Consider the following 16,312-nt stretch of genomic DNA (forward strand, 5'->3'; position numbering starts at 1 on the left):
AGAACTTGGCGCTGCTGCAAGCGAATGCGCAGGCGCAAACGAACCCGATTGTGGTCGGCGGCCAGACGATTGGTTTTTTTGGGACAGGACCGCTGGCGGGGCTGTACAACCCGCTGCCGAACAGCCTCGGTCCCGGCTTGTCGGGGTTGCCGGCGCAGGTCGCGCCCATCGGACGCTTCCTGTTCAATGACTTCCGGCGCACCGGACCGAACCTGCTCTACACGGCGGCGATCTTGAACATCCCGGTTGCGCAGGCGCAGGCGCTTTTGAACGCACTGACAACGCGTTTCAACCTACCGCGCCTGCAAGGTGAGCCGTTTGTGCCCTTTGGCAGCACGAAAAACTATGAATCCACGGGCAGTTCGGTGTACCACGCGCTGACCCTGACGGTGAACAAGCGGTTTTCCAACAACTTCCAGTTCTTGGCGTCGTACACGTGGTCGCACGCGATTGACGACTCGACCGACGTACAGACGTTGCAGGAGCCGCAGGACAACAGCAATCCGCGCCTTGACCGGTCAAACTCCAACTTTGACCAGCGGCATCGCTTCATCTTCAGCGGCGTCTTCACCAGCCCCTTCAAGCGCAATGAAGGGCCGGGGCGCTACCTGTTGGCGGACTGGACGTTTGCGCCGATTGTCGAGGCGGGGGCCGGGCGACCGTACACGTTGCTGACAGGCGTGGATCAAACGCAGGTCAACAGTTCCTCGACGGCGCGGCCGAGCTTTGTGACGGCGTGTCCGCCGGGGACGGCCGGGCTGACCTGCTTTCCGTCGCCGCGCCGCAACGGCTTTTTGATCCTGCCGCCGGACAGTCGGTTGCCGCAGAACTTTGGTTTGCCCGTCTCAGCGTTTTTGGGGAATGTCGGGCGGAATGCTTTTACAGGACCGAACTTCATCGCCGTGGATTTTCGGCTGGCGCGGAAGTTTTATTTTGCGCGGGACGCTGATGTGAACGGGCGCAATCTGGAGTTTATCTTTGAGATGTTCAACGCGCTGAACCGCGTCAACATCATAGAAATCAACCCGAACTACCAGTTGAGCGGCGCGCCGACGCTGGCTGCGCCACCGCGTCAGATTCAGTTTGCGTTGAAGTTTAACTTTTAGCTGGCGCGCCACACACGCAGCGTCGGGATGAGGATGGGGGCGCGTCGCCCCCATCCTTGTCTTGCCGTTCCCTCGCACTAGTTGTCGTGGCGGCTGCCCTATAGCGTCGCCGCCGGGAACTGGGTTGGAAGCGGCGGCTGCGGAACGAGGGTTTTAGTGATCGGGACGCCGCGCAAATGCCGCCGCAGTGGGCCGCGATAGACTGCGCCGCACCGCCGACAGCGGTAGTACGTCTCGCCCGGCTTCAGCTGCGCGCGCAGGTCGTCGGGCGGCGTCAACCACTCTCGCAAGTGACCGTTGCACACACTTTCTTTGCCCTTGTCGTCCACCTTCTTGACCGTGCAGTTGTGCTGAATGTCGGGGTTTTGTAACGTCAGGATTTCCATCGCCGTTGTACCCTTGCGTGAGATACACTTTTGTCGCACTCTTGACCGGAATGCTAAGGCCACACTGTACGCGACCAAACGCTGAACATAAGCTAGTCGCCGGTCGGGCCGCCACCGGTCGGTGACGCTTGCGGAGTACGCCGTGCGGCTTCCATTCGAACCCGCTTCCTTCCCCGATGTCCTGGAGATCCTACTCCAGTACGACCTCACGCCCACGATTATGTTCCTGCCCAGTCGTCGCGGCTGCGATGAAGCTGTGGACAGCTTTCGCCGGACGCGCCTTCCGGATCTGCCCGCCGACCACCAACGGCGCATCGCCCAAATTGTCGCGGAATATCCCGATGAAGCGCCCTACGTCGAGCAGCACCGGCAGTTTTCTCTGCTTCTGCGGAAGGGTATCGCCGCCCACCACGCTGGCCAGTTGCCAGCTTGGAAACACGTCGTCGAACGCGCCATGGCGGCTGGGGCGCTACGCGCCGTCTTTGCGACCTCTACACTGGCGGCCGGCATTGACATGCCGGCGCGGTCGGTCGTGATTACCGCCTCTAGCCTACGGTCGGACGACGGCCACCGTGACATCAAAGCCTTTGAGCTTGCCCAGATGACTGGCCGCGCCGGCCGCCGTGGGCGCGACCGCGTCGGCTTTGCCATCTTTGTGCCGGGGCCGTTTCAGGATATGCACGTTATTGCGCAAAAACTGACGAGTCCTCCTGAACCGGTTGAAAGCGCCTTTGACGCCAATTACACCATGGCGCTCAACTTGCTCCGGCAAATGTCGCCTCAGGCGGCGCGCAGTCTCATCGAACGCAGTTTTCGCCACTTCCAGAATCGCAAGTTGGCCGACCGGCTGCGCCCACGGCTCTACGAACTCAAAGCCACCCTCGACGCCGACGCCGCTGTGTGTCCGGCTGGTGATCGCGCCCGCACCTTCGCCGAGTACCGTCCGGTGTGGCGGGAGTTGACCGCCGCCCGCAAACAACTTCGGCGATGGGAAAACGCCAAGCGTCCGCTTGATTTGGACGACCCGGAAACGCGCGCCGACTACGCCGCCGCTGTCGCTGCGGTGGAACGTCTCGAAGCCAAAGCCGCTGGTTTTCCCTGCTTTACCTGCCCCCATGTCACCAACTGCGCTCCCCGCGCGGCGGAAATGGCGGAAACACGCCAACTCTACGACCAACTGGCGCAACGGTGCTCCGAAATCGAGAACGGCCTCTGGGAACGGTTCAAGAAATGCGTCGCTGTCCTTCAGCACTATGGCTACCTCGACCGGGAGTGGCGCCCGACCGCTGACGGTCTGTGGGCCGCACAACTGCGGGTGGACAACGCCGTGTTCGTCGGCGAGCTCATTCGGGCTGGGGTGCTAGATGTTGAAAGCCCGCGCCATCTGGCCGCCTTGTGCGGCGCCATCGCCGCCGAAGACCGTGAATTTCCGCTCTACGACGAGATGCGCGCCGAGTACCTCCGTCCGCTCAAGCAGGCGCGCGGCATCGCCTATGGCATCGCCGCCGTCCAGGAACGGTATGAAAACTACTGCGCCATGACGATTGACTACGACGCCGGACGGCTGCTGTGGACGTGGGCCGACGGGCAATGTTCATGGGAAAGCCTGCTGGCGATGACGGAGGCTGTCGAGGGCGATGTCGCCCGCCTATTGCTGCGTACGTCGGATGTGCTGGGACAGCTAGCCGGCCTGTCGGCCTCGCACCCCAAACTTGCCGAACAGGCCCGTGCGGCTATTTACGCTATTCGCCGGCCGCCGGTTGATGACTAAACCATGGCGGACGGACGCACACCTCGTGTCCTTGATGTCGGCTGCGGTCAGCGCAAGCAGCCGGGCGCGGTAGGTTTGGATCGTATTCCGCTGCCTGGCGTGGATGTCGTTCACGACCTCGACGCACGTCCCTATCCCTTCCCGGACAACACTTTTGACGAAATCTATGCGCGGCACGTCATTGAGCATGTCGCGTCCGTGCCGGAGTTCCTCGCCGAGCTGCACCGCATCGCCGCGCCCGGCGCACGACTGTACATCGCCACGCCGCATTACTCATCACTTGGTTCGTGGAACGATCCGACGCACCGGTGGCACTTCAGCGCCTACAGCTTTGATTACTTCGCCGCTGGCCATCCGGGCGCATACTACGCCGGCGGCGGCTTTCGCGTAGTGTCCATCGAGGTAACGTTTCTCCGGCTGTGGCGGCTGGTGGGCGTCGCTTGGCTCGTCAACGCCGTCAATCGGCGTCCGCGCTGGCGAATTTTTCGCAAGACGTGGGAAGAGTACCTAAGTTTTCTCATCCGCGCGCGTGACATCCACGTGACGCTCGAAGTCGTCAAGCCGGACGCGCCGCCGCCTGACTTGCAGAATCGCGGCTGAACCGTATAGCCTCTGCGCCACGCCGAACGACGGCGCCTTGGCGTCGTCGGGTGACTTGCGCGGGCGGGTGTATGGCGGCATGAAGATCGGACGGCGGCTTGGATACTTCGGGTGGATAGGGCTGGCGTTCCTAACAGGCGCGGCGACAGCACAGGAAATCCCGCTGCCGCCCGCGCCGCCTCGCGATCTCGCGTTCCCACAGCCTGTCGCGCCGGGCGAGGAGCCACCGCCGGAGTGGGTTCGGGCGCTGACTGAACGCGCAGAGAACTACTTTGTCCTGGGCGCGCGCGCCTTTGACGCCAACCGTTCCGAGTCGGCGCGTGAATACTTCAACTTGGCGTTGGACGTGCTGCTTGAATCGCAGGTCGGCGTGCGAGCGCATCCGGTGCTCTACGCCTACTACCGGCAGTTGATTGAGCGCATCCGCTATTATGACCTGCAAATGCAGCAGACGGAAACGGGTTGGGGCGAACAACGGTTTACGCCCTCGCCGCTCGACCTGCTCCAGGATGTCGTCGTCTCCGACGCGGACATCGCCGACGTGGAAGTGCGCGGCGAACTGGACTTCACGGCTGTCGCAGCGACGCCGGAAGTGCGGCGTTTTCTGGCGTACTTCACGCGCGGTGCCGGTCGCCCCACCATCATCGCCGGCCTTCGGCGTAGTGGGCGCTACCTCGACATCGCCCGCCGCATCTTCGCCGAAGAGGGCGTTCCCCAAGACCTCGTGTGGTTGGCGCAGGCGGAGTCCGGTTGGAGTCCAAACGCTCTGTCGCCGGCGGCGGCCTACGGCATCTGGCAGTTTATTCCCTCGACGGGCGCGCGCTTTGGTCTGACGCAAAACGCTTGGATTGACGAGCGCGGCGGGATTGAACAGCCGACGCGCGCCGCCGCGCGCTATCTCAAGTGGCTTTACCGACGTTTCAATGGCGATTGGCTGCTGGCGATGGCGGCCTACAACTGCGGTGAAGCCAACGTCGAGCGGGCGTTGGCGCGCAGCCGTTATAGCGACTTCTGGTCATTGCAGCGGCAGGGTCTGCTGCCGCGTGAGACGCAAAACTACGTGCCGATCATTCTCGCGATGATTCTCATCGCCAAGCATCCCGAGCTGTACGGCTTTCACAACATCCCGCGCGAAGCGCCGCTGCGCTATGACGTGTTGCCGGTGACGGCCGCCGTTGACCTGCGCGCCGTGGCGCAACAGGTCGGCGTCTCGCCGGAACTGCTACGCAGTTACAACCCAGAGCTGCTGACCTACACGGCGCCGGCTAACTACCGCCTGCGCGTCCCGCCGGGGTTGCGCGCCGGGGTGCAAACGGCGCTTGTAGCAATGCAGGCGACGCCGCCGAAAACCGGCGGTGCCGTGCGGACACGCTTGGCGCGGCGGAAACGTTCGTAGTTGGACACTCGATGCCTCTCCCGGCTGACTGGCCCGAAGTTTTTTCGACGGCGCTTCCGGCGGAAACCTGCGCCGTTCTTTGCCTTGCGACGGCCGACGGCGGCGCTCGCCGCCTGACCATTGGGACGGCCGACGCTGCAACCCGTTTTCGGTTCGGCTCGGCGACGAAGCTCCTAACGGCGCTGGTCGCCTGCGCGCTGGCGGGCGAGGGACGACTGACGTTGGATGCGCCGCTGTCACCTTCCACGTCCGTCACGCTGCGCCATCTGCTGACCCATACGGCTGGACTGCCGGACGCGCCGCTGCCTGCCTTGGTTGATCCGTCGGCGGTGTTGGCGTCCGTTTGGCTGCCGCCGGGCGTCGTGTTTTCCTACGCCAATCTCGGCTTCGCCGTCGCCGGCGTTTGGCTTGCACAACTGACCGGGCAGCCCCTGCGCGAACTGGTTCAGCGGTATGTTCTGACACCTTACGGGATGTCCACGGCGGTTTTGGACGAAGGGCCGACGGCGGCGGCGGGTGGCTTGACAGGGACGGCGGAAGATGCGGGCAGGCTGCTGACTGGCCTGTTGCGTCATCCAGCCCGGCTGGCGTCCCTTCTGGAAATAACGGTCGCCGTACCGAGCCGTCCGGCGATGGTCGCTGGTCTAGGCTGTTTTTCGCGCCAGCGAAACGGCGTGCGCTTGGTTGAGCATGAGGGCTTCACCGGCGACGAGGCCTGCGTCGTGTGTCTTGTTCCAGAGGAAGGCTGGGGTTACGCCTTGCTGACCAAAGCGTGGCCGCAGCCTCTGCGCTGGACGCTGGAGCGACTCGAAGCCGCTTGGTTTGGACCGTCGCCGGTGACGGCCGATGTAAAACCAAGGCGGATATTGCACGCGGAACAGGCGTGCTACGTAGGCGAGTATGTCAATGACTCTCGACGGTTGCGCATCGTCGGTGGGGCGGATACGCTCCACCTTGAGCGGTGGGGCGTCCGAGTTCCGCTGGTTCAGTACGCGCCGCACCACCTCGCAGTCGCTGTACCGCTGCCGAACAAACCTTCGGACGTGATGGTGGTGATGGACGATACCGGGCAAGCGATGTGCTTGTATCCGTTTGGGTCACTGCGCGCTCTGCGCCGGGTTGTTTCCCAACCGTGGGTGCGCAGCGGCTGAGTGTTTTCTCAAGCCCTGACCCGATGGGGCGTGGGCAAAACCTAAGCCTTATGTTTTAGACGTTTCAAGCACGACTCGGAAGCCACGTCCCTTACCACTCGACCCGTCGCTTATCGTTCCTAGGGTCAAACACACCAACTTTCTCGCCTATTCTCGTGAAACGTTTTCTTGTTGCTTGCTTGATGCTTCCAGAGCATTTTCCGCGTAAAAGCCTACCCGAAACCGGCGACACAGAGAGCTGTCGGGTTGCACAGCTATGATTTGGAAGCGGCTGTCTTGCTCGTATCGCTCTCCCGGTCAGTTATTTTTAGACGGGCTTCAAATGGTGAGTCATGGATCCGAAAGTTCTTATAACTGTCTTCGGAACAGTGTTTCTCGCGGAGCTTGGAGACAAGACGCAGTTGGCGACGCTCCTCTTCGCATCCCGACCAAATGCGAATTTGGTCGCCGTCTTTGTAGCCGCCTCCATGGCGCTCATCGCCGCCACGGCCATCGGCGTACTGGCCGGTGCCGTCATTGCGAAATATATTGAACCCAAGTACTTGAACTATGCGGCCGGAATCGGGTTCATGCTCATCGGGATTTGGACGCTTTGGAAGGCGTAAGGGGGCGTCGCTGCCTGTGTTCACCGACGCTTCGCGGGTCGCCTCCTGAGGCTCTGTAACCACTGTCCGTCGCCGTCAGCAGCAAGGTAGGCTCATTACGTTTTTCTCGGAAAGCGCCCTAATCTTCTGATAGTTCCAGCCATTCGGGATGCCGGACAGCATGCTCGGCGATTTCTTCAAAAACGGCCTCCCGCGCCCGCGTCGGTCGCCAACCATAACTTGTCTGGGCAAGCGTCGTGTCCAGGACCAACCATCCGACATCAAACGGGCGCGGCGTCAGGTCAGCTGTCACCTCGTGCGCTCCAAACCGGTCGGCGCACCACGCGCTTAGTTCCGCCAGCGAAAAACTGCTTGCCAGCCCGCCCCCAACGTTCACCACACGCGGCAGGTCGGGCGCTTGCTCGGCGCGCATCTGACTGACGAGCAAGTTTGCCAAATCGGCCGGGTGCAGACAGTCGCGCACCTGCCGACCCAGCCCATCAAAGCCGATGTACCGCAGCGGTCGCCGTGCCGCGTAGGAGCGAATCCAAAACGACACGATGCCTTGGTCAGCCTTGCCAAACTGTTCCGCGCCGGCCATCACGCCGCAGCGATTGATGAAGACCGGAAAGCCGAACGCCGCGCCGTATTCAAGCGCCATAATTTCCGACGCCAGCTTCGCGCTCCCATACAGCGACAACGGCGGCGTCGTCGAGAAGTGCTCCGTCACGCCTTCGGCACTCAGTCCGGGGATGCTCGCCGCCGGGTCGGGCGCAAAACGTGTGGATAGGCTCACCAACGGCATCGCGCACAGCGCCGCAATGCTGTACACCCGGCTCGTCCCCAGCAGGATAAAACCGGCGTTCCACCGGCGGGCAAGCTCCAGCAGGTTGAGCGTCCCAACCAAGTTGTGTTCGACCAGTTGGCGCGCGCCGGTTTTGCCGTCCACCCCGGCCAGCACACTGGGATTGGCGGCGGCGTCAATGATCCAATCGCAGCGCGGCAGCCCTTCCACGTCGCTCCCCAGACGAATGTCGCCATGGATGACGCGCACACCCGCTGCACGTAACCGGCGGCGGTTGATTTCGCTGCCGGGACGGATGAGGTTGTCCACGCCAATCACTTCCAGATCGGTCAGCAGGTCGCGGAGCGTGCGGGCGACGACGCTCCCGACAAAACCGCACACGCCGGTCAGTAGAATGCGCATAAGTGCGTTCCCGTTTGAACACGACCCACCGCTGCCGGTAGAGTGAGAGCCAACGCTTCAACCCAATACCGCAAACAATGTAGCGAGAGGCTGAGAGGAAAGTACACGTGTCCACCCCGGTTTGCCTAGTCACAGGGTCGTCAGGGCTAATTGGCTCTGAAGTCGTTGAGTATTTCCACCGGCGCGGATTCATCGTCCACGGCATTGACAACAACCAGCGGGCGGTTTTTTTCGGTTCCGGTGGGGATACGCGCTGGAATCAACGACGGCTCGAAACGTCGCTGCGCCACTTTCACCATCACGAACTTGACATCCGCGACCGAGCCGGGTTGCTGGCGCTGGTACGGGAACTGCGCCCGCAGGTCATCATTCACACGGCGGCGCAGCCGTCGCACGACTTGGCGGCTCGGATACCGTTTGACGATTTCGACATAAACGCCGTCGGCACGCTCAACCTGCTGGAGGCGGCGCGGCGGTTCTGTCCAGAGTCGCCGTTTATTCACATGTCCACGAACAAAGTGTACGGCGACGGCCCAAATCACATTCCGCTGGTGGAGTTAGAGACGCGATGGGACTATGCCGACCCAGCTTATGCGCATGGCATCCCGGAGACATTTCCCATTGATCACACGCTGCACTCCCTATTTGGGGCGTCAAAGACGGCGGCGGACGTACTGGTGCAGGAGTACGGGCGGTATTTTGGGATGCCAACGGTGTGTTTGCGCGGGGGCTGTCTGACGGGTCCGAACCACGCGGGCGTCGAGTTGCACGGTTTTTTGAGTTACTTGGTCAAGTGCAACGTGGAGGAGCGGGAGTACACGATTTACGGCTACAAGGGGAAGCAGGTGCGCGACAACATTCATTCGGAGGATGTCGCGGCGTTTATGTACGCCTTTTATGAGCGTCCGCGGGTTGGGGCGGTGTACAACTTGGGGGGTGGGAAGGAAAACGCCTGTTCGATTCTGGAAGCGTTTCAAATGACGGAAGCTCTGACGGGCAAGCCGCAGCGGTATCGGTACGTCGAGCAGGCGCGCATTGGGGATCACATCTGCTACTACAGCGATTTGCGGCGGATGAAGGAGGATTATCCGAGCTGGAGCGTGACGCGGTCGCTACAGGATATTTTGCAGGACATCGTCCGCGCTTGGGAGACACGTCTTCAGAACTAGCTCGCTTCTTTGAGACGACGCAGTGAGTTAGCCCACCTTTGGCGCGCGGCGGCGTTACGCCGTTCTCCTGCAGGGTGGCAAGCCGTCGCGCACTACTTGCTCTCTTGAGAATCTATCTCCTTGAGAACTACTCTAGAACTGTATTTTATTTTCTTGCTATGACCAAAAATTGTTTTCCGAAGATACGCCAGACTATCGGCAAGGCTAAGTAAATGCTGACAAGAAAGAGCGGTGGCCTTATGCCGCGAGCCATTGTGTACGGCAAAAATTTCGCTCTTGATGATACAATCGTAAAGCCGGCTAATTCCAGTCCCTCAATCAAAGAAAGATGCGACAGCGGCAAATGATGATCGAAAAAGTCCCAGTAGGACTTCCCGATATACTTGATATTCGGACCTAAGCATATAATTACTCCATTCTTTTTCAGACATCGAAAAGCTTGGTTCAGTGTTAGGAGTAATTCGTTCTTATTGAGTAAACGTTCAAAGAAATTGGAAGTAAAAACAACATCAAGTGATTCATCTTCAAGCGGCCAAGGCTTTGAAGAGTCGACGTTCATAAAGTGAACGTCAGGATTGAGATGGTTTTTTCCGTCTGAGTTGAGATCTATGGCATATTTTTTCTTAGCTTGAACATTATTGATAAATTCGCCCCACCCACAACCTAAGTCGAGAATAATTTTATCTTGACCAATTTTCTCCTGCAAATACTGAGATAGAATAATCTTCCAAACTTCATTGCGATATTCAGCTAAACTGGCAAATCTCCTGTGATATTGCTCTCTAAGGCTTTCTATGACTGATTCCATAGGATTTTTCTATTCCACTCAAATTACCGCAACTCATCTAAAAATTGATGTTGAAATCAATCCGATAGAAGCGCCGATAGACGGCGAAAAACGTCCCAAACTGCGGCGCGCCGATGCTGGCGAAGACGTTCCTCGGATTGAAGTTGTTGGTGACGTTGAAAATACTCACCGTAAAGCTCGCCGAGCGCAAGTCCGCTTTCCTGCCAAAGAAAGTCGGCTTGAGCCAGTCGGAAACGTCGAATGTCTTCGTGACCGCCAGATCAAGCGCCATGAAGCGCGGAAAGCGCGTGGCGTCCGCGTTCCGTTGTCCAATGAAGTTCTGTCCCTCATCCGTCACGCTGTACGGAAAGCCGTCCCGCCACTCGAAAATCGGCGCGAGCTTGATCCGCCACGGCAGCCCAAACACACCCCGTGCAAAAAACTGATTCGGCGCGTTAACCGGCGCATTCCCAAACTGGCCGGGACGAATCATTGGATTGGGCACATCACCAAAGTACGAGATGAAGTCGTTGAGCTGCGACCGCGCCTTGCTCCGCACGTACGACACCATCAGCGTGTGCGCGCTAGAAAACTTCAGATCCGCCATCGTCTCAAACGCCCGATACGTCGCCGTCCCGTGTTGAACAGCCGAATCACGCCGTTCGTCGGGCGCAAAATCGGCTCAATAAACAAATCGTTGAAGGTTCGACTGTCGAGATAGGAAAGCTTCGCCAAAACGCGCTTGGTCACGCGCTGAGCGAACTCAACCCGAAACGTCCGGTTGTACGGCACGCGGAAATCGCCGCCGCGCGCCGGGTCGTTTTCCGGGTCGCGCGCCAAGTCGTACACAAACGCCCGCGCCGGGTCGCGCACCGAGCCGTCCCAGTTGAACGTCGTCACCACCTGACGCGGCATGCTCCGAAAGGCCAGCGCGTTGAGCGGCAACTTCTCGTGAAACAGCCCAAAGCCCGCCCGAAGCACCGTGTTGTCCGTCCCGCCCAGCGCGTATGACAGCGCCATGCGCAGCGCGAGGTTGATGCTTGTCGCCGCCTGCTGCATCTCAATCCACAACCCGAAGTCAAGTTGCAGGTTCAGGCGAAATTCTACTGATCCTGCGCGTAGCCCGAAACTTCAATGTTGTCGGCGCGTAGGTCGCCGCGATGGCGTACGCGATGCCTTGAGTCAGTGTCCCGTCCGTTCGCCGAATCTCTGCCGGACTATGTTACCTCGGCGCTTCGGGAGCGCGTTCAAAGTCGTCCGTGAAGCCGACGCGGACGACGCGGCGCAGTTCCCGCAGCGCCCGCCGTAAGTTGCTTAGAAATTGGATGGACGCAACGGGGCTGGCCGCCAGCAAGGCCGCCATCGCCAGTGGACGTACTTGGTAATCCGCATCGAATCCGGCGTTGAGATCGGGCAAATCATGGTGTGCATCGTCGCTGATGATACGCAGCAGCAGCAGGGGCAGTTCATAGGCCACGGCGGCCTGCGCAACGGCGTAGCTCTCCATATCCACCACCCAAGCCCCGGTTTGCGCGTGAAGACGCCGTTTTTCCGCCGCCCGGCAGACGACATACGGCACGGTGAGGTGGTCGCCCTGATGCACCGTCCATCCGGCGGCCGTCAGCCGCGCCGCCAGTTGCGCCGTCGCCGCCGGACAGCACGGACAACGCGGTTTGTCAGGGGTCAGAACCCCCGTTCCCACAACAACGTCGCCGACGGCAAGCGTCGGCGCGAGCGCCCCGCCAATTCCCGCCGCCACCACAAGCGGGCGAAAGCCGGCCGGCAGCGCGGCGAGCGTCGCGTGCGCCGCATGCGCCGCATGCGCCGGGCCAACGCCCATCAGCGTGATGTGGGCGGCGTTATCCCGAAGCACATCCCAAACCGCGCGGCGCTCACTGGGCGTGGCGACAAACAACAGCATGTGCGGCGGGCCTTGTTTCGACATAAGTCGGCGACTATAACCCAAAACTTTGTGCTTCGGCTTCAGGACGGAACGCGCGACATGTCGTATCTTTGGCTTGGCTTGCAAATTCCGCTGGGCGTCGCCGCGCTAGGCGGACTCGCCTATCTGGCGCTGGCTCTCTGGTCGGCGGCGACATTTCCCCGTCACCGCGCGAACCTCAAACGCCCGCCTAAGAAGCAGCGCCCACCGATGTCGTTGCTTAAGCCGCTGTGCGGCGCGGAAACCGAACTGGAAACCTGCCTGAGCAGTTTTTTCCAACTGAGATACCCACGCTTTGAGCTGATTTTCGCCGTACGGACGCCAGACGATCCGGCGGTCGAAGTCGTTCGCCGGTTGTGCGCGCGCTTTCCCGGCGTCCGCGCCCAGTTGCTCTTTACAGGCGAGCCGCCCTACGCCAACGCCAAGGTGTTTAGTCTGGAAAAGATGGCGCAGGCCGCCGCCTACGACATCCTCGTGATCACGGACAGCGACACCTGCGTACCACCAAACTACCTTGACGGTATCGCCGCCGCCTTCGCTGACCGAAATGTGGGCGTGGTGACGCACCCGTACCGGGGCGTGGCGAGCGGCGATGTGTGGTCGCGGCTGGAAGCCATTGGGATGACGACCGAGTTTATGGCTGGCGTCATCGTCGCCGAACGGTTGGAAGGCATGAAGTTCGCCCTCGGGCCGTCCATGGCGATTCGCCGCGACTGTCTGAAGGCCATCGGCGGGTTCGCCGCCATGCGCGATTACCTCGCCGACGACTTTGTACTGGGGGCGTGGACGGCGCGCGCCGGCTGGAAGGTGCTGCTGCTGCCGCAGCCGGTAGAGCACGTCGCTACGGCGCGTGGTTTCCGCACGAACTTCAAGCACCGGCTGCGCTGGAATCGCAGCAGCCGGTTTTCGCGTCCGGCGGGCTATCCAGGACAGGGTTTCACCTACGGTTTGGTCTGGTCGCTGCTTTTTGCCGCCGTCGCGCCGTGGCCGGTCAACCTTGCCGTCGTTGCGGCGGCGCTGTTGCTGCGGGGCGGTCTGGCGCTCACGCTGGCGGGACGACTCGGTGACCGCACAATCCGGCGACATCTCTGGCTCATTCCGCTGCAAGACCTCCTTAGTTGGGCGTCGTGGATCGGCGGTTTTCTGGGCAAAACCATTGAGTGGCGCGGTGAACGCTACGTTCTTCTGGACGGCGGTCGTTTTCAGCCGTTGTCGCGTCCAATTGAGCCGGCGGGAGCGACGACTGCCGCCTGGTGAGGACAACCCGCTGCCCGGCGTTGCGTCGGTGTCAGATCAGCCTAAGTTGCTTCGGCAGCCGCTCCTCAGCAACGCGACTTTCTAATGGGATGGGCAGTGGATAGTTGGCGATAAAAAGCTCATGACCCGGCGTCGCCCGACCCTGCCTGTAGTTGTTCATGCCATATTGGAGCTTCCAGCCATAGATGTTGGCGAATTTGAAGTTTTCCCTAACTTCAGGTGAGTCGTCATATGTCACCAGCCATAAATGCCTACAGGACTTCATCCGCTCGGCAAACTCACCATGGTCGAAGGTTGTATGTAAGACGCCGTTCTTCCCATACAGCCTTGACTTCGTTGCTTTGAAGTACGGTGGATCAAGGAAGGTGAAGATTTCTCCGCCGCCTGAAGCAAGCACTTGGCGGTAGTCCAGATTAGTAATCTTTACGCCTTCCAGAAGTCGCCCAAGCCTGGCGACACGCAGAATGGAAGATTCGGTAAACCGACTCCTGAACGCCAACTGTGAGTAGCCACCGGCTTCGACAACGCCTGAGAACGTGATGCGGTTGAGGATAAAAAAACGGACGGCGCGTTCAAGTCCAGTGAGGTTTTCCGTCTTGACGGCGACCAAGTCGTTGAACAGTTTCTGCCCATCCGTTCTTTTACACTTCACCCTCAAGATTTCTTTTGCCAGCTTTTCTGAATCCTCTTGTGCCTGTTTCCAGAAATAAAAAAGTTCAGGATTTAAGTCATTAATCCAAAATCTCAAACTCGGATACACTTGACGTAGATAAATGAAAAAGGATCCTCCTCCAACAAACGGCTCTCTATATTCTTCAAAGCCATTAGGCAGAAGGCGCATGATTTGCTGAACTGCGCGAGACTTGCCGCCGGGATAGCGTAATGGACTTTTGAGCATTCTCGGTTGGTTGTGATTCTGATTGGGAGATTTTCGAGCAACAGCTTACGCCAGTGAGATACCTTGTTTCAGGCATGTTCATCAAGCGCCGTGACGAGTGGTTAGTCATCGCCGTAGCGGGTGTTGTGTTTGTGAGCGCCTGTTTTCCACCGCCCCACCTGATGGACGACGTGGACGCCGCTCAAGCGCAAATCGCCCGGACGATGCTTGAAACCGGCGACTGGATCACGCCACGTCTCAACGGCGTCGTGTACCTCGAAAAAGCGCCGCTCAAGTACTGGCTCATCGCGCTGGCGTTCGCCGTCTTCGGCGTTCACGATTGGGCGGCGCGGCTGCCCATCGGTCTGGGCGTCGTGGCGCTGTGTTGGCTGACGTTGCGGATGGGCGTCTGGGCCTTTGGCGCGCGCGCTGGCTTTCACGCCGGCCTTATCCTCGCCACCAGCATCGGCCTCTTTCTGTTTACGCGCATCCTCATCGCGGATGTACTGCTCACGTTGAGCATTGCGCTCGCCCTGTGGGCGTTTCTGCGGGCGACTGATCTGGAAGAAGTCCGGCCGCGCTGCTGGTCGGCCGTTGTGGCCATCAGCCTCGCGGCCGGGTTTCTCTTCAAGGGGTTCATCGGGCTCATCTTCCCATTGGCCGCAATAGCGCTGTACGCCCTGGTCACAGGGCAGTGGCGACAACGCGACCTGTGGCAACGCCTACAGCCGGCGACAACCGCCGTCATCGTTCTAAGCCTCATCCTGCCATGGTTTGTCGCTGCTACGGTGCGCAATCCGCCGTGGTTTGATTTTGCGCTGACCAGCGAGCCGGGCAAATACCGTGGGTTTTTCTGGTTTTTTGTCTTCAACGAGCATGTGTTGCGCTTTCTGGGGCGACGCTACCCGCGCGACTATAACACCGTTCCGCGCCTGTGGTTCTGGCTGTCGCATCTAGTCTGGTTCTTTCCGTGGAGCCTGTTCCTGCCCGGTGTCGCCCGCTTGCGGCTGACACGCCGGCCAGCCAACCGCGCCGAGCGGCTGACGCTATTGGCCGTTGTGTGGATCGGCTTTGTGATGGTGTTTTTTTCGTTTTCAACGACGCAGGAATACTACTCGCTGCCGATTTATCCGGCCGTCGCTCTCCTGTTGGGTGCGGCGCTGACCAAAGACGGTCGTTTCCAGACCATCGCCTGCTGGACGACTTCAGTCACGGCCGGACTGGCGGCGCTGGTCGCCGCTGCGCTCCTCATCGTGAACTGGAACACGCCGACGCCCGGCGACATCGCACAGGCGCTCGCCAAAAGCACGGACGTGTACGCCGTCTATACGCTGTCGCTCGGCCACCTGGGCGATCTCACGGTTCGGTCATTCGCCTACTTGCGCCTGCCGCTGACCCTGGCCGCTGTCGCGTTTCTTATCGGGGCTGTCGGCGTCCACGTTCTTCAGCGACGGACGATATGGCCGCCCATCACGGCAATGCTGACGCTGCTGCTGGTCGCCGCCCGCATCGCCATGACGACCTTTGATCCCTATCTAGGTTCCTATCCGCTGGCGCAGGCGCTCGTCGCTGCGCAGCGGACGCATCCGGGGCGCGTCGTGGTGGACAACCAGTACTACGCCTTTTCATCCGTGTTTTTCTACGCCAACCTCCAAGGCGCGTTGCTGCTCAACGGGCGCACGACTAACCTTGAATACGGCTCCTACGCTCCCGGTGCGCCGGATGTGTTTCTGGACGACAAGCAGTTCGTCGCCCTGTGGCGCACGCCGGAACGCGCCTACCTGCTGGTTGAGGACGTTCACCTGCCACGGATTGAGCGACTGGTTGGCGCGACAGCGTTGTATCCCGTGGCCGCGAGCGGCGGAAAGTTTTTACTGTGCAATCAACCAAAAGTGCAGTAATGGTCGGATTTACTTGCTTCTTGGCATGGCGTAAAGGTGTTGGGCTGGGGTATGACTGCCGAAAGCGCCCCAAGTGGGTTTGCAAACGAACTGAAAAACCAAGGTTGTTCGGCGGCGGTTGGTTTACTTGGACGGTGGTGCGTGCAACCGCTCGCTCAGTTTAGGCTAGGCGTGGAGT

Annotated in this window: 16 protein-coding genes; 9 read left to right on the top strand and 7 right to left on the bottom strand. The window is 60.4% G+C overall.

The genetic code is table 11. From position 1 onward, the window contains the following. The coding region (locus tag NZ585_07420) for a hypothetical protein (GenBank protein ID MCS7079865.1) at positions 1 to 1,106 on the top strand (1,106 nt) is incomplete at its 5' end. A 98-nt stretch (positions 1,107 to 1,204) separates the two neighbouring features. On the opposite strand, the gene NZ585_07425 is transcribed toward NZ585_07420, so the two are convergent. Further along, positions 1,205 to 1,492 (bottom strand): Mut7-C RNAse domain-containing protein, encoded by a 288-nt coding sequence (locus tag NZ585_07425; GenBank protein ID MCS7079866.1) that lies wholly within the window; start codon positions 1,490 to 1,492, stop codon positions 1,205 to 1,207. Positions 1,493 to 1,634: 142 nt separating this feature from the next. Here NZ585_07425 and NZ585_07430 point away from each other — a divergent pair, with 142 nt between their 5' ends. The 5 genes from NZ585_07430 to NZ585_07450 all read left to right on the top strand — a co-directional run bounded on the left by NZ585_07430 (position 1,635) and on the right by NZ585_07450 (position 7,015). Beyond that, positions 1,635 to 3,263, top strand: a complete 1,629-nt coding sequence (locus tag NZ585_07430) for a hypothetical protein (GenBank protein ID MCS7079867.1) — start codon at positions 1,635 to 1,637, stop codon at positions 3,261 to 3,263. 3 nt (positions 3,264 to 3,266) lie between these two features. Then, positions 3,267 to 3,863, top strand: coding sequence for a class I SAM-dependent methyltransferase (locus tag NZ585_07435; GenBank protein ID MCS7079868.1), 597 nt, complete (start codon positions 3,267 to 3,269; stop codon positions 3,861 to 3,863). Positions 3,864 to 3,900: 37 nt separating this feature from the next. Continuing rightward, the gene (locus NZ585_07440) at positions 3,901 to 5,259 is read left to right on the top strand and encodes a lytic transglycosylase domain-containing protein (GenBank protein ID MCS7079869.1); all 1,359 of its coding nucleotides are present in this window, start codon (positions 3,901 to 3,903) and stop codon (positions 5,257 to 5,259) included. Between the two features lie 11 nt (positions 5,260 to 5,270). Next, positions 5,271 to 6,410 carry a beta-lactamase family protein gene (locus NZ585_07445; GenBank protein ID MCS7079870.1) on the top strand — a complete coding sequence of 380 codons (1,140 nt, stop codon included), beginning with the start codon at positions 5,271 to 5,273 and terminating at the stop codon, positions 6,408 to 6,410. A 332-nt stretch (positions 6,411 to 6,742) separates the two neighbouring features. Continuing rightward, positions 6,743 to 7,015, top strand: a complete 273-nt coding sequence (locus tag NZ585_07450) for a TMEM165/GDT1 family protein (GenBank protein MCS7079871.1) — start codon at positions 6,743 to 6,745, stop codon at positions 7,013 to 7,015. 118 nt (positions 7,016 to 7,133) lie between these two features. Here NZ585_07450 and NZ585_07455 read toward each other — a convergent pair whose 3' ends face one another. Further along, positions 7,134 to 8,201, bottom strand: a complete 1,068-nt coding sequence (locus tag NZ585_07455; GenBank protein MCS7079872.1) for an NAD-dependent epimerase/dehydratase family protein — start codon at positions 8,199 to 8,201, stop codon at positions 7,134 to 7,136. Positions 8,202 to 8,308: 107 nt separating this feature from the next. Between NZ585_07455 and NZ585_07460 the strand changes: the two genes are divergently transcribed. Then, on the top strand, positions 8,309 to 9,370 hold the full coding sequence (locus NZ585_07460; GenBank protein ID MCS7079873.1) for an NAD-dependent epimerase/dehydratase family protein: 1,062 nt from the start codon (positions 8,309 to 8,311) through the stop codon (positions 9,368 to 9,370). 145 nt (positions 9,371 to 9,515) lie between these two features. Here NZ585_07460 and NZ585_07465 read toward each other — a convergent pair whose 3' ends face one another. The 4 genes from NZ585_07465 to NZ585_07480 form a co-directional block, all read right to left on the bottom strand. Continuing rightward, on the bottom strand, positions 9,516 to 10,178 hold the full coding sequence (locus NZ585_07465) for a class I SAM-dependent methyltransferase (protein ID MCS7079874.1): 663 nt from the start codon (positions 10,176 to 10,178) through the stop codon (positions 9,516 to 9,518). Between the two features lie 37 nt (positions 10,179 to 10,215). Continuing rightward, positions 10,216 to 10,764 carry a hypothetical protein gene (locus tag NZ585_07470; protein ID MCS7079875.1) on the bottom strand — a complete coding sequence of 183 codons (549 nt, stop codon included), beginning with the start codon at positions 10,762 to 10,764 and terminating at the stop codon, positions 10,216 to 10,218. Beyond that, on the bottom strand, positions 10,752 to 11,216 hold the full coding sequence (locus NZ585_07475) for a hypothetical protein (protein MCS7079876.1): 465 nt from the start codon (positions 11,214 to 11,216) through the stop codon (positions 10,752 to 10,754). The genes NZ585_07470 and NZ585_07475 overlap by 13 nt, the downstream gene beginning before the upstream one ends. Before the next feature lie 163 nt (positions 11,217 to 11,379). Continuing rightward, positions 11,380 to 12,102: a hypothetical protein gene (locus tag NZ585_07480; GenBank protein ID MCS7079877.1), complete on the bottom strand. Its 723-nt coding sequence runs from the start codon at positions 12,100 to 12,102 to the stop codon at positions 11,380 to 11,382. Positions 12,103 to 12,159: 57 nt separating this feature from the next. Between NZ585_07480 and hpnI the strand changes: the two genes are divergently transcribed. Then, entirely contained in the window at positions 12,160 to 13,356 is a 1,197-nt protein-coding gene (gene hpnI, locus NZ585_07485) for a bacteriohopanetetrol glucosamine biosynthesis glycosyltransferase HpnI (protein ID MCS7079878.1), read from the top strand. Positions 13,357 to 13,387: 31 nt separating this feature from the next. On the opposite strand, the gene NZ585_07490 is transcribed toward hpnI, so the two are convergent. Continuing rightward, on the bottom strand, positions 13,388 to 14,254 hold the full coding sequence (locus NZ585_07490; protein MCS7079879.1) for a DNA adenine methylase: 867 nt from the start codon (positions 14,252 to 14,254) through the stop codon (positions 13,388 to 13,390). A 74-nt stretch (positions 14,255 to 14,328) separates the two neighbouring features. Between NZ585_07490 and NZ585_07495 the strand changes: the two genes are divergently transcribed. Continuing rightward, positions 14,329 to 16,134, top strand: a complete 1,806-nt coding sequence (locus NZ585_07495; GenBank protein ID MCS7079880.1) for a glycosyltransferase family 39 protein — start codon at positions 14,329 to 14,331, stop codon at positions 16,132 to 16,134. Positions 16,135 to 16,312 lie beyond the last annotated feature (178 nt).

Source organism: Chloracidobacterium sp. (assembly GCA_025057975.1).
GTDB lineage: Bacteria > Acidobacteriota > Blastocatellia > Chloracidobacteriales > Chloracidobacteriaceae > Chloracidobacterium.